The sequence below is a fragment of the Collinsella sp. LCP19S3_D5 genome, assembly GCF_052121415.1.
In the GTDB taxonomy this organism is placed as follows: Bacteria; Actinomycetota; Coriobacteriia; order Coriobacteriales; family Coriobacteriaceae; genus Collinsella.
Window position 1 is genome coordinate 16,858 of sequence record NZ_JBQKEH010000014.1, and the last position, 13,948, is coordinate 30,805.

General features: G+C 60.8%; 13 protein-coding genes. 2 read left to right on the top strand and 11 right to left on the bottom strand.

Translation table 11 applies throughout. The annotated features are described in order from the left end of the window. Positions 1-100: 100 nt before the first annotated feature. The 11 genes from ACTQXO_RS06815 to ACTQXO_RS06865 all read right to left on the bottom strand — a co-directional run bounded on the left by ACTQXO_RS06815 (position 101) and on the right by ACTQXO_RS06865 (position 10,521). On the bottom strand, positions 101-1,330 hold the full coding sequence (locus tag ACTQXO_RS06815) for a zinc-ribbon domain-containing protein (RefSeq protein WP_441038947.1): 1,230 nt from the start codon (positions 1,328-1,330) through the stop codon (positions 101-103). 150 nt (positions 1,331-1,480) lie between these two features. Further along, on the bottom strand, positions 1,481-2,503 hold the full coding sequence (locus tag ACTQXO_RS06820; RefSeq protein ID WP_427718279.1) for a YitT family protein: 1,023 nt from the start codon (positions 2,501-2,503) through the stop codon (positions 1,481-1,483). A gap of 207 nt (positions 2,504-2,710) precedes the next feature. Continuing rightward, the gene (locus ACTQXO_RS06825) at positions 2,711-3,232 is read right to left on the bottom strand and encodes an Asp23/Gls24 family envelope stress response protein (RefSeq protein WP_441033445.1); all 522 of its coding nucleotides are present in this window, start codon (positions 3,230-3,232) and stop codon (positions 2,711-2,713) included. Between the two features lie 44 nt (positions 3,233-3,276). After that, complete coding sequence (locus tag ACTQXO_RS06830) at positions 3,277-3,654, bottom strand: DUF2273 domain-containing protein (protein ID WP_441033448.1); 378 nt, start codon at positions 3,652-3,654, stop codon at positions 3,277-3,279. Next, complete coding sequence (locus ACTQXO_RS06835; protein WP_441033450.1) at positions 3,647-4,192, bottom strand: hypothetical protein; 546 nt, start codon at positions 4,190-4,192, stop codon at positions 3,647-3,649. Before ACTQXO_RS06835 ends, ACTQXO_RS06830 begins: the two co-directional genes overlap by 8 nt. A gap of 165 nt (positions 4,193-4,357) precedes the next feature. Beyond that, positions 4,358-5,164: a YebC/PmpR family DNA-binding transcriptional regulator gene (locus ACTQXO_RS06840; protein WP_154514825.1), complete on the bottom strand. Its 807-nt coding sequence runs from the start codon at positions 5,162-5,164 to the stop codon at positions 4,358-4,360. 165 nt (positions 5,165-5,329) lie between these two features. Next, complete coding sequence (locus tag ACTQXO_RS06845; protein WP_441033453.1) at positions 5,330-7,513, bottom strand: DUF6020 family protein; 2,184 nt, start codon at positions 7,511-7,513, stop codon at positions 5,330-5,332. Between the two features lie 145 nt (positions 7,514-7,658). Continuing rightward, on the bottom strand, positions 7,659-8,480 hold the full coding sequence (gene lgt, locus ACTQXO_RS06850; RefSeq protein ID WP_427747670.1) for a prolipoprotein diacylglyceryl transferase: 822 nt from the start codon (positions 8,478-8,480) through the stop codon (positions 7,659-7,661). Positions 8,481-8,589: 109 nt separating this feature from the next. Beyond that, a complete protein-coding gene (locus tag ACTQXO_RS06855) occupies positions 8,590-8,868 on the bottom strand; it encodes a NifU family protein (RefSeq protein ID WP_427718265.1) in 279 nt (92 codons plus the stop codon). Positions 8,869-9,056: 188 nt separating this feature from the next. Continuing rightward, the gene (locus tag ACTQXO_RS06860) at positions 9,057-9,581 is read right to left on the bottom strand and encodes a deoxycytidylate deaminase (RefSeq protein ID WP_154514829.1); all 525 of its coding nucleotides are present in this window, start codon (positions 9,579-9,581) and stop codon (positions 9,057-9,059) included. A gap of 88 nt (positions 9,582-9,669) precedes the next feature. Then, positions 9,670-10,521 (bottom strand): type III pantothenate kinase, encoded by an 852-nt coding sequence (locus ACTQXO_RS06865; protein WP_441033459.1) that lies wholly within the window; start codon positions 10,519-10,521, stop codon positions 9,670-9,672. Positions 10,522-10,827: 306 nt separating this feature from the next. Here ACTQXO_RS06865 and ACTQXO_RS06870 point away from each other — a divergent pair, with 306 nt between their 5' ends. Then, positions 10,828-12,531 (top strand): OPT/YSL family transporter, encoded by a 1,704-nt coding sequence (locus ACTQXO_RS06870; RefSeq protein WP_441033462.1) that lies wholly within the window; start codon positions 10,828-10,830, stop codon positions 12,529-12,531. A 209-nt stretch (positions 12,532-12,740) separates the two neighbouring features. After that, positions 12,741-13,880, top strand: a complete 1,140-nt coding sequence (locus tag ACTQXO_RS06875; protein ID WP_441032870.1) for a DUF389 domain-containing protein — start codon at positions 12,741-12,743, stop codon at positions 13,878-13,880. Positions 13,881-13,948: the final 68 nt, after the last annotated feature.

Sequence of the window (13,948 nt, forward strand, 5' to 3'; positions counted from 1 at the left end):
GTCAAAGTGGGGGCGGACGTTTCGACGCGTCCGCCCCCACTCATTCGTCAAGCACTATTTCTACCATTTCTACTCCGTCCCCAAATGGCAGGTGACAGGGCTACTCGTCTTGCGGGTCCTCGTCGGAGCTTGGCGCGGGCTCCGTCGTGGGCTCGGACTCCGGCGCAGATCCCGGGACAGACTCAGGCTCGGGCTCGGGCGCGACATCCGGAGCGCTGTAACCCGAAGGAGCGGACTTCTTCTCGAAGGGCAATACAAAAGTCAGGACGTCGTCCTTATCCTCGTCGGCCCACTCGCTTGCATAACGTGCGACCCAATAGCCAACGGCACGGTGCTTGAGCATCTTGCCAAAGACCGTTAGAAATACGGTGACGAAAGCGATCAGCACCAGGAACAGCACGAGTGAGATGCCACCGCCGGTAACAATTGCCTCAATACCCGTAGGACGATAGTAGTAGCTATACATACCGACAGAGGCAATGGCGCCAAAGACCGCCGTCAAGATCCATGTGACAACGTTGGCGACCAGGCCCGTCAAAAACTCGGGAAGGAATGAAGCGCAAAACAGCTTGGTCTTATTGTTCTTAAAGGCCGCCCAGACCTTGTCGAGCGAAAACGCGCTCTCGACGCGACCGGTCACCGCAAAGTGCATCACGGCGATATCGGCGAACATCTTAAAGAAGACTCCCAAGACCGCCGTGGCAATCATAGCCAGGACAAGCAGGCCAAGCGAGCCAAACAGCGCAGTCTCGAGCGCAGAAGAGCCGTAATACGAATACGAGCCCGCCGCGCCAATTACCACGCTCTCCACCAGCGAAAGCACTACACCAATAACGGGAATGGCAGCGATAATCTCGAGCACGACCGAAATAACGCTCGAAAAGACCCCGAGGCCAAACGATGTGGAACGCATCAACGGACGATCCATGCCGTCATCGATCTTAAGCGACAGGTCGCGACCCCACTCGATGCCAAAGCCCGAACCGCACACACTCGCCACGCAGGCGGCCAAAAAGCCGATGGCAGCTGCAATACCGCCGATAACGGGAATGAACAGCACGAGCACCGACACGACACAGATAAGCGCCGGCAAAAAAGCAATCTGGCACACGCGCTGCAGCACGCCCGGAGTCTTGGTCATGTCTTGGAACGCCTGAGCCACACAGCCCTTTGGCGCATTCGCCACGGGCGGTTGCGGAACAAACTGCTGGGGCTGAGACTGTCCCTGGGGAGCGGGGCCGGCGGCCTTGACCACGGTATTAGGGGCACCGCACACGCCGCAGAACTTGTCGTTATCGCCCAGGGGGGCGCCACACTGCGAACAGAACATCGAAATCATCCCTTCGTATCTAGAGCGAATCACCTGGATCGCAAACGACGTCTTTCGCAACATTATCGCGTAATGTGGGGACAAATACCCCAAGATGACCGATTTGAAACGTAGGCGGCTTTATTCAATGGTTCGAAGGGTATATCCGCGCTAGTTCGTGCCGCGGAAGCCCTTGCCCACGATCTCGGAGCTGTCAACGATCGTGATAAACGCATCTGGATCGATATCGCGGGTATAGCGGCGCAGTTGCACTGCCTCGCGACGGCTCAACACGCTCATAATCACTGTGACGCAATTGCCCGAGAAGGCGCCGTAGCCGCGGCTGATCGTTGCCGTGCGGTTGAGATGCTTGACGATAAACTCCTCGACTTTGCGCGGCTCGGCGCAAATAATCGTACAGACCTTGCGCAAGTGAATGCTCTCGATGGCCTTGTCGACCACAAGCGTCTTGGCAAACAGGCCGAGCACGCAGTACAGGCCAACGCGCGGACCGTACAAAAAGGCCGCGATGGTCACGATGCCGATATCGACCAGTAGCAAGGCGCGTCCGATCTCGAGCGTCGTGCGACGCTTGAGAATCATGGCAAGGATATCGGTGCCGCCCGTCGAGGCGCCAATATCAAAGACAATGGCACTGCCAAGCGCCGGCAAGATAACGGCAAAACACAGGTCGAGCCACATATCGCCCGTCATCGAAACATCCGTCGGAATGAAGAGCTCAAACAGAGAAACATAGGCCGAAAGCGCAAACGAGGCAAAAACGCTCCAAAGGATTGCCTTGCGCTCCAAAAAGATAAAGCCCAAGACGACGAGAACCGCATTGATGATCCACATAAAGACGCCGACGGGCAGAGTCGGGAACAGCGTGGAAAGAATGACCGACACGCCCGAGGTTCCGCCGAAGGCAAAATGATTAGGGGTTTTAAACGCAACGATGGCGAACGCCGTGAGGATCAGGCCCAGATTGAGCTCGGCGAAAAAGCGCGGGAAGCCCGGCTCCTGGCTGCGCTTTTGACCGGCACGCTCGCCGCGCTCGATATCGGCGCGATCGACCACGCGCTCCATCGGCACCACGGGAGGACGATGCACCTCCTCGGCGGCACGCGATGCCGCCTCTGCCGCGGCGGCCTCAATCGCCCATGCCTTGCTTTCTGTTTCGTGCTCGTCGGCCATTACGGCAACCCCTCGTTAACAATTTGGAAACAATGCGCCCATTAGGGTAACGCGGAACGCGAAGATTGCAACCCTAAGTTAGACGAGCGGAATGACTACATCGAGGGCATATAGAAAACGGTCGACCGCACTTTTGCTTGCGCGGTCGACCGTTTAGCGTTTTCGCAGGTAAAACCTATCGAAACAAACCTGTCCCTATTTGGTAGGTTACTCGTGCTGGCTGGTGCGGTGCTCGTACTCCTCGGGGGTGATGACATCCTCGATGCGCAGGTTGACGCCTGCCACCTCAAGGCCGGTCATCGCGGCCAGACGCTCGGTCACGCGCGCCTTAACGTCGTCGAAAATCGCGGGTGCGTAGGCGCCGTACTCGATAATGACGGAAATGTTGACGACCACGCGGTTGTCATCGGTGACCTCGACCGTCACGCCCTTGGTCAGGTTCTCGGCACCAAACTGCTCCTGCACAAAGTGCATAAGGTTGCCCTTCATGCCCAGGACGTGCGGCACCTCGCGGGTGGCCATGGCGACGATCTTCTCGATCACACCGTTGGAATAGGTCAGCGAATCCTCGGACTCGTCCGCTTCCTCATCATCCTCGTCCGCATCGTCGGTGGGCTCGGCCTCGACGAGCGCCCCGTCCTCGAGCGTTACGTCCTCAGCCTCGGCGGCAACGGTCTCGTCTGCCTCGAGCTCGGTATCGGCCACATCGACCTTCGTGTTAAAAGCCATGGTTCCTCCTTATGCCCACCGCACACGCGGCGGTCGAATACATACTAGCGGCCGCTAAACAGACGGCCGAAGAAGTTGACGATCCCGTTCTCGCCGTCACGGATCTGGCCAATCACGGCGCCAATCAGCACAAAGAATGCGATGACGAGTGTGTCCCACAGGCCGAGCGTGAGCACCAGCACGGCGAGCACAAAACCAGCGACGGCTCCGAGCGTGGTGTTGGGATGACGGACGGCATAGCTCCAGATGGCCGCCCCCGTACCCTTGATGAGACCCATGGCCTCGTCAAAGTCGTTGGCGGCGCTGTCGTGCTGCTCGCCGGTCTCGGGGGTGGTGTCGGCGGACTCGCCTGCCGGCGTAGCGTTCTGGTCGATCGTCAGGCGCGGGGTGCGGACGGTCTTGTCTTGATTGGTATCACTCACCGGAAACCTCCACGGTCTGGACGGTAGTCTTGGACGGCAAAAAACGGACGCGCGCGGTCGTGCCCGGCGTGCCGAGCATGGTGTCGCAGGCCTTCTCGATGCGCTGCTGCATCGAGGTGGCAAGAGCGGCAACGTCCTTATCGTCGAGCGCGATGGCTTCGACCTTAAAACGAACGTGCGACTCGTCGGAGCCTTGAACGCGTGCCTCGATACGCTCAACCATCACGCGATCATCGCACTCCGCCGCGGCACGGGCGCACGAGGAAAGCGCTGCGAGGGTGACCTCGATGTTGCGCTCCCCCGCCGGATGCACGCAGGAGGGCTCGCGACGCGCGAACACCAGGCGGAAAAACCCGATGAGCACGCCAAGTGCCACGATGGCGGCGCACACCGTAACGACGACGCGAGGCATGGTGTCACGCAACAGCAGCATAAAGCGATACGTATACGGTCCCCAGAACTGGCAGACAAGCGTGCCCAGCGCCACGATGGCGGCGGCAAGGTACACGATTGCTAGGGCTCGTTTGAGTACGCGCACGCGCGCTCCCTTCAGGTTTCGGTCCGCAGAATGCAAAACGATTCGCATCATTATAAAAGAGCCGGGTCCGGTGCCATACGCACGCGGATCCGGCTCATCTATTCCACGAGGCTTGTATGCTCGCTTCATTATGCCCAGATATGCACGGCTTAACCCGTGCAGGCGCTACTCCTCCTCGAGGGCAGCGATGACCTCGTCGGTCATGTCCATGGTGCTGTAAACATCCTGAACGTCGTCGAGCTCCTCGAGACGGTCGATGAGGCGCTGGACCTTCTTGGCGTCGGCACCGGAGACCTCGGTCGGGGTGGTCGGAACCATAGTGGTCTCGGAGCCCTTGACCTGGATGCCCTGCTCCTCGAGCGCCTTGGAAACAGCCATGACGTCGTTGGCGGCGGTCCAAACGATCCACTCCTCGCCGGCGTCCTCGTAGTCGTCGCCACCGGCCTCGGCGATAGCCATCATGAACTCTTCCTCGTCACCGGCAGCACCGTTGGCGATCATGGTCTCCTTCTTGGCGTTCTCGTCCAGGATCTCCTTGGCGACGACGATCTGGCCCTTGCGCTCAAACTGGAAGGCGACGGAACCGGAGGTGCCCAGGTTGCCGCCAGCGTGGGAGAAGGCGGAACGGACATCGGCGGCGGTACGGTTGCGGTTATCGGTCAGGCAGTCGACGTAGACGGCAACGCCGGCGGGACCATAGCCCTCGTACACGATGTTCTCGTAGACGGCGGCATCGGCACCCGAACCGAAGGCCTTGTCGATAGCGGACTTGATCTTGTCCTTGGGCATGGACTGAGCCTTGGCCTTGGCAACGGCAGCGGCGAGGCTGGCGTTGTTCTCGGGCAGCGGGTCGCCGCCGAGACGGGCAGCAACGGTGATGTTGCGGCTCAGCTTGGAGAAGAGGGCGGAACGCTTGGCGTCCTGCGCGCCCTTACGATGCTTGGTTGTGGCCCACTTAGAGTGTCCGGACATACGTGTCTCCTATCGGTTTCGACCTAAAGCCCAGCGCAGATGCTCGGGCAATATAAACAAACGTCGTTATGATATACCTACTGGCCTGCGAGATAAACCCCAAAATGAAGGCGTCGTGATGATGCAGCCCCTTGGTGCAAAGTAACCTGTCCCCTTTGCACCAAGTTAGAACCAGAGAAGGTCGCTGCGGGTGATGGTGGCGCCGATGGCGAAGGGCATGCAGGCGATGACTGGATACAGGTAGCGCATGTAGGTCGAGCCGTTGCAGGGACCGATCAGGCACACGGCGAGCACGCCCAGCAGCGGCACCCAAATGGCCAGCCCGCGCCACGAATGACGACGTAGCAGATAGACCACCACAGCGATCATGATCCACACATAGGTGGCCGAGCTCATGGTGAGCGAGATAAACGGGATGCGTTGTACTGCCACGCGATACAGGTTGATCAGGTGGTCGCACCAGCGCACAACCTTGCTATCGGCCGGATAGAAGTCGAAGTACTTGAGGTTATCGGGCTTCGCCATGATCTCGGCACTGCGCGCCGTGCTGTAGACCCACGCATCGCGGGCGCTCGGATAAAAGTAGCCGTAGTAGTTATTGATGAGCGCCGAGATATAGCACTCGGGATCCTTTTTGAACATCTGGGCCCACACCTCAAAATAGGCCTTGATGTCCTCCTGCGAGGCGTACTCGTTAAAACAGTTTTTTACGGCATCCGACTTGTCGGGGTTGTAACGGCGGCCCAGATTCTCGTACTTGAGCACCCGATCGATCGCAGCGCGTTCCTTATCGGTCACCAGACCGTCGCAGGGAGCTTCCTCAATCGTGCCGTCGTCTTTGACCTTGGGGTTAACGCCCGAATTAAGGCCGTCGTGCTTTTGGACGAAGCGCGCCGTCTGTTGAAACGGAATCGAGAGGATCTCGCGCTTGGAGCCCGGCGTGATATCGTGCGCGGGCATAAAGACCTTGGTAAAGTACATGTTGGAGGCAAGGCAGAGCACGAGCACCGCGAGAACGCCGGCCCAGCGGAAGCGCGGCGTGGCGCATGAGGGTGCGACGCCAGACTGTTTGACCACGCGACGGGCCACATGCGCGTCCCAGGCGCAAAACGCCGCCGCAATCACGCAGGCCGCCAACGGAAAGACCAGGCCGCCATTGCGCAAAAACGTGGAACCCATGGCGCCCAGCACGAGCAACAGCCAGTCGTGTCGCGCAAAGAGCACAGGCGTGCGCTCGCCCGCGCGCTCGGCATTGACATCGCGACGGGGCAGGCCACATGCCACGAGCTTGACGGTCTGAACGAGCAGTACCAGAAACGCATCGGCAAACAGTACGTCTTTGGTCAGCAGCGCCGCGTAGTTGGAGAACATCGGCATAAACGCAAAGAACAGCAAGATGACGCCGCGGACCGGCAGGCTCACGCCCAGCTTGCGCAGCGACGATATGGAATAGGCCACGCAGGCGGCCGTGATGACAAATTGGGCGCAGGTGTAGATGGCTAGACCCGCATTGGCGCTATTGAATAGCGAAAGCCCCAGTTGCACACACGAGCCGATGATGGCCGTGTGCACCACCGGATGATGGCCGTTGAGTAGCACGTTGGGGTTAAGCAGGCGCAGGTAGTCGCTCGTGCCGTTGGGGTAGTTGAACCATTGGCGGATCTGCGCGCCCGTATCTCCCATAAAGAGGCCGGGCAGCGAGGCGATAAGCGTGGGCGCCCAGACAATCATGAGTACAAGAAACGGCCCAACAAAAGGATGGACCGAGAGCACGGCGTGGGTAACACGCCACACGCGGCCAAAATGCGCCTCCGAAAACGGAATGCGGCGAGAACTCAACCAATCCAAAAACTCAAAAGCCAGATAGAAGGACACAATCGCCAGAAGCATCCAGCCCGCGCCGCCAATCCAGGCGCAGATAACGCGCGCCTTGTCGCCCAGCACAATCTCGGCCGAATCGGTGAGGTCGTAACTGCGGCCGAACACCATGCAGACGGCAAAGAATAGCGATGGCAGCACGACCGAAGGACGCCAAGCGTCACCGCGGCCAAAGAACACATAGCGAAACGGCAGCGTAAGTAGGCAGGCCAGCGCGAGCAGCATCACAGCGTCGGTATGGCCGGCAAATGAGAGGAGTACCTCGTAGCACACGTAAAGCATGCCCGAGGCCTTTGGATCGATCGCCAGGACCGCGTTGCTCGACACCGGGGCGGGATCGATGGAAAACGCCGTGGTCGCCAGCAGGGCGAGCAAAAATGCGACGAACGTCTGCTTGGCGGGATAGCGCTTAAACCAAACGATGCGGGCGGCGTCGCGCGCAGCCGTTGTGGAGAGATCGGAATCCTTCACAGTCCGAAAAGCCTTTCTAGAAACCTGCCAAAAAGGGACAGGTTTATTTTGGCAGGTTTTATCTGGGGAAACGTTACGGTTCTGTCATCGTTGCCTGGCAAAACCACCACAAAGGTGCCTGTCCCCTTTGTGGTGTATGTGGTGGTTAGGCGTCGAGATAGATGCGCTGGGGACGGTTGCGGCGGAGGGCAAAAATGATGAGCGCCAGGCCCGCAATCACGAGCGGCAAACTCAGCAGCTGGCCCATGGTGATGACGCCGCCCAGCAGATAGCCCAGCTGGGCATCGGGCACGCGCACGAACTCAACGAAAAAGCGGACGATGCCGTAACCCATCACAAACACACCCATAAACGTACCCTGGGGCAGCAGCGGTTTTTTGCGGCTGAGCACCTGCAGAATGCAAAAGAGCACAATGCCCTCGAGAAATGCCTCGTAGAGCTGGGATGGATGGCGCGGCATATCGCCCGCGGTGCCGCCAAAGATCACGCCCCAGGGCAAATCGGTCGGCTTGCCCCACAGCTCGCCGTTGACAAAGTTGGCGCAGCGCCCCAGGCACAGGGCCAGCGGAGCACCGATAACGGCAAGGTCGGCGATGGTCCAGGCGTCGAGCTTGTACATACGGCACACGAGCACGCCGCCGATGATGCCGCCCACCAGGCCGCCATGGAAACTCATGCCGCCTTCGTTGGTGGCAAAGATCTCGAGCGGATGCGCCCAGTAGTAGCCGTCACCGTAAAAGATGACGTAGAACAGACGGGCGCCAATGATGAGGCCAAAGACCACACCAACCACGACACTCATCAGGTCGTCGACCGTAATGTCAAAACCCCAACGACGCTGCGTGCGGTACATGACGACCGCCGTGAGCAGAGCTCCGACCACATAGGCCAAGCCGTACCAGTAGATGGTGATGGGCCCCGCCGAAATGGCGACAGGATCAAGCATATGGTAGAGGTCGTTGAGCATATCGGTCCCCCTGCTCCCTACATACAAATGCGGCCGCGGGCCTTTCGCTCGCAGCCGCACATTTGGGCATGACGTCTATGCGGAGCACATCGCCCGCAGCTTTCGCTTCTCAGAACGGCGCATACTCGTCGTACAGATCCTCGACCTCGCCGGAGGCATTGACCTGCTCGACACGCGTAACGCCGGGCACGTGCTCCTTGAGGATACGCTCGACGCCCATGGAAAGCGTCAGAGCGCTCATGGGGCAACCGGCGCAGGCGCCCTGGAGCTCCAGCTTGACGACGCCCTCGTCATCAACGCCCATATACTCCATGTCGCCGCCGTCGGCCTGCAGGTTGGGGCGAATCTCTTCAAGAACCTTCTTAAGCAGCTCTTCGTTAACAGCCACAGGGGCTCCTTTCTCACAATAACGCGGGCGCGCCCGCGGACAGAGCTATGTTACTACAGCCATGTACCCGCTCGCGAGCCGTCCATGCGCGCGGACACGACTTTCACGAGCAGTTAATTTGACAGTCAATTTGGGACGGGGCTTAATTAGCCGCTTTTGCCAACGCCCGGCGCTCGTACACGCTGCCGCTACTGCTGAGTTTGTTCCCCGGTACCAATGTGGACATCGACGATAACCTGGCGGAAGCTAATGCCGCAGGAGTCGAGAATGCGGCGACTGATGCGGCCGTCGTCGGTGTCGGCGTACTTATTGTCCAGATAGACAACCTCGCCCACACCTACCTGCGCCAGGATTTTGGCACAGTCGTGGCACGGGAACAGTGTGACGTAGACCGTGGAACCCTCAAGGTCCTTGAGCGAGCCGCGGTAGTTGAGCACGGCGTTGGCCTCGGCATGAACTACGTAGTTATGTTTGTCCTGCAGCGGGTCATCGCTCGTGCCCCACGGGAAAAAGTCGTCGTTGAGCGCCGAGGGCGTACCGTTGTAGCCCACCGAAAGAATGCGGTGGTTGGTGCTGGCGATGCACGCGCCCACCTGCGTATTGGGATCCTTGCTGCGGCGCTGCGCGGCGATGGCCACGCTCATAAAGAACTCGTCCCAGCTAATAACGTCGCGGCGCTTGCCCGACGCGGTTTGATGAAGATCGTCCGACATGGCAGACACCTCCGAAATCGAAATAGTTTGGCCCATTGTAGCAGGTGAAAGGTGGGGCTGTTTCCTCCCGGCGCCGACGTCCTTGGCTTTATGCGCGGCGAGGCTTTTGGTTGATGCGGTACAGCTCGGCGAGACCCCGCAGCGTCAGCGCGTCGTCTACCGTCAGGCTGTGGCCGACCAACGCCGCGAGCGCCTCGGCATCGTCGCCGGTGATGACAATGGGCATGGTGCCCTCGCCTGCCGCCTTGGTCGAGCGCATCTCGGCAAGCACCATGTCGAGCATGCCGTCGATACGGGCCACCTCACCCAAGACCACACCCGAGCGCATGGCCTCGCGCGTGTTGCGACCGATCACATGCGTGGGTGCCGAGGGCTCGACTTGCGGCAGCCGCGCCGCAGCGGCCGAGAGCGAGCGAGCGCCGAGCGCCAGCCCCGGCGCGATAACACCGCCGACAAAGGTTCCGCGCGCATCGATGACCTCGATATTGGTCGTAGTGCCCAGGTCGATCACGATGCACGGAGAGCCGTAGACGGCACGGGCCGCCACGGCGTCGGCGATGCGATCGGGACCGATCTCGGCCGGGTCGTCGTAGTGCACGGGCATGCCGGTCTTAAGTCCCGGCCCCACGGTGAGCACGCGCCCCGTGCAGGTACGGGAAAGTGCCGCCTTCCACGGGCGCTCGAGCGCCGGCACCACACAGCTCAGCACTGCTGCCGCGGGAACGAGCACACCAGGCATGCCCGCATCGGCTGCCAGTGCGCCCATGACCCGCGCGAGCCTCATGCGCGCCTCATCGGCCGTAATGCTCGGCGGCGTCGTGATCTCGCACGTCGCAAGCGGGCATTCCTGCGCCGCGGCCGAATCCTCGGCAAACAGACCAAAGCGAATGAACGTGTTGCCCACGTCGACCGTCAATATATATGCGCACCCATTAAGCATCGTCGGCGCTCCTTTCGTCTGCCCAGCAGTATATCGCCTACCCGAACCAGCCATCCCAGGTAGTCATTTTGGGACGGGGCAATTTTAGCTACCCCAATATGTCGGTTGATATTTGCCCCAATCCCAGATAATTCGTCGACTGTCAAAGGGTAGCTAAAATAGCCCCGTCCCAAAATGACTACCTTGCCGCTATACTGATGCGCGGTCGTGCGCGAGCTCACGCGGCGGCCCTTGGTAACCCGACTTCCCGCGCCGTATCCGTAGCGGCGCTTGCGGGGGAAGCGGATATACGCAAAGGAGTTCTATATGGGCAATCCCTCGAACCGCACTTCTATGCGCGGTCAACTCACGCTGCGCGGCGTCGTCATCGGCGTCCTTGGCTGCGTGATTATCACGGCAAGCTCGGCCTACACGGCCCTCAAGATGGGCGCCCTCCCCTGGCCGATCATTTTCGCTGCCGTCATCTCGCTGTTCTTCCTTAAGCTCATGGGCAATGCCAGCCTCAACGAGGCCAACGTTACCCACACCATCATGTCCGCGGGTGCCATGGTCGCCGGCGGCCTGGCGTTTACCATCCCGGGCGCCTGGATGCTGGGCTATGCCGACCAGATCAGCTGGCTCGACATGTTTATCGTGGCGCTCGCCGGCACCATCTTGGGCCTTCTGGCAACGGCACTCATCCACCGTCACTTTATCGTGGACGCCGCGCTGGAGTTTCCCACCGGCAACGCCGCAGCCCAGACCCTGCGTGCTACCGAGGCTGGCGGCAAGACCGGCAAGCAGCTCTTTGGCTCCATGGCCATCGCAGGCATCTATAGCGTGCTGCGCGACGCCCTGGGCGTGGTGCCCAGCATGCTGTGCACGCTCAATATCCCCGGCGTGACCTTTGCCATCTACAACTCGCCCATGTTGCTGTCCATCGGCTTTTTGGTGGGCTTTGCCCCCGTCGCCTTCTGGTTTGCCGGCGCGCTGCTGGGCAACTTTGGCATTATCGTCGGCGGCACCGCTGCCGGCCTGTTCGATATTGTGACCGCGCAGGGTATCGTCAAGTCCTTAGGCATGGGCCTTATGATGGGCTTTGGCGTCGCCGTCGTCCTTAAAGACATCCTGCCGCAGGTCGCCGGTATCGTCCGCGGTCTTGCCGCCGACAGCTCCACCGACACCGACGAGCAGTCGCTCATCTCGGGCTCGCTTAAGCTCGACGCCGGCATCATCGGCCTGGGCACCGCCGCCATCGCCGTGATCATCGCCATCGCGCTCGACCTTGGCCCCGTCCCAGCCGTCATCGTCACACTGTTCACCTTTGTCACCACCATCATGAGTGCGCAGAGCTGCGGCCAGACGGGTATCGACCCCATGGAGATCTTTGGGCTCATCGTCATGCTCATCGTAGCGGCCTTCGCGCAGCTTGCGCAGGTCAAGCTGTTCTTTATCGCCGGCATCGTGGCCGTGGCATGCGGCCTTGCGGGCGACGTCATGAACGACTTTAAGGCCGGCGCCGTGCTGGGCACCAACCCGCGCGCACAGTGGATCGGCCAGGCCATCGGCGGCATCGTGGGCGCACTGGTCGCTGCCGCCGTCATGGTCGCGCTCGTCACCGCCTATGGTCCGGACGCCTTTGGTCCCGACAAGAGCTTTGTGGCCGCGCAGGCAAGCGTAGTCGCCACCATGGTCTCGGGCATCCCGAGCGTGCCGTGGTTCGCAGGCGGTTTTATCGCCGGCATCGTCATGTATTGGCTCGGCATTCCGGCCATGATGATCGGTCTGGGCGTGTACCTGCCGTTCTACATGTCGCTCACGGCCTTCTTGGGCTCCTGCGTCAAGCTCGCCTACGACAAGTGGGCAGCCCACCGCGACGCCGGTTCCGGTCTTTCGGGCAAAGAGAAGGCTTCCAAGGATGCTGCCTTCCAGGAGCAGGGCCTGGTCGTCGCCAGCGGCCTGTTGGGAGGCGAGTCTGTCGTTGGCGTTATCCTGGCGTTTGTCTCCGTCGGCCTGAGTCTGCTGGGCTAAACCCAACAACAATGTACCCGTACAGAGCGCGGGGCCGGAGACCATCCGGCCCCGCGCTCTGTATCTGTCGAAACACTCGGCCGCAACCGCATTTGACGTCCCCCTTACCTGCTCGTCTAAGTTTCACGTCAAGATGACCGCCCCGCCCGCCACGGTGTAGAGTACATGCTGCGAGCGCACCCGCGTTCCTGCGGCAATACGAGGTGGACATGGAACTCGACAAACAACAGATCAAGCGACTACGCAAACGCCATCACCGGCGCCACGGCATTCGACCTGCCCATAGTGAGGCCCTGGAGAACACCGGCCGATTCCTCAAGCGCGCATTCAACATTCGCGAGGGTCGCGCGCCCTATCACGTGATTCGCAAGCGCTTTGTAAACGGGGCGCGGCTGACCGGCTCGCACTTATGCATCCTCATCATCGCCATGCTCATCGCGAGCATCGGCCTCGATATCGACTCGGACATTGCCATCGTGGGCGCCATGCTCATCTGCCCACTCATGGGCTCGGTCCTTGCCATGGCATATGGCATCGCCACGCTCGACCGCGAGATTGCCGTCGAGGCCGTCGCCGGCCTCGCGCTACAGATGGCCTTTTGTCTGATCACGTCTACGCTGTATTTTAAGCTCTCGCCCCTTGGCACCACCACGGCCGCCATCATCGACAACTCGACGCCCACTGTGTGGGACCTTGCCGTCGCGCTCGCGGGCGGCTTTGCGGGCGGGCTGGGCAACTCGCGTGACCAGGAACCTGCCACGCTTATCGCCGGCGTGGCCGTGGCGACCGCGCTCATGCCGCCCCTGTGCGCGGCGGGCTATGGCATCGCCATTGCAAGCGGGTCACTGTTTCTCTCGGCGCTTTATGAGTTTGGCATCAACGTGGTCTTTATTGCACTGGCTGCCGAAGCCGTGCTGCTTCTTTTGCGCGTGCCGCTCAAGCGCGACCTGAACGGCGACGGTATTGTGACTGCTGAAGAAAACGCCGAAGTCAACGAGCTATCGCGCAAGGTGCGCCGCCGCATCATCGTGGGCACGGTAATCTTTGCCATCCCCTGCATTATTATGACGGCGGGGTCTATTGGCTCGGCGCAGGCCGGCGTGCAAGACGGCTACGGCGTCACTGAAACCACGCGCGAACTTGCGGCGGTGCTGCCGGGCTTTAAGGATTACACCGTCGCCGTCGAGACCTCGGCCGCCGAAGGCGACAAGGAGGGCGTTGTCGAGCGCCAGATTGTCGCTCACGTAACGACAAGCGAGACGCTCGGGGCGCACGACCGCCGTGTTGCCCGCAAGCTCATCGACCTCAACGTGCCCGAACTCGATCGCGTGGAGTTTGACGTGAAGTGATGCGGAACGTGAGGTAGGCCCGGTACGAGCGCGCGCAGCCGCGGGGCACAGGCACAGCCAAGCGCAGC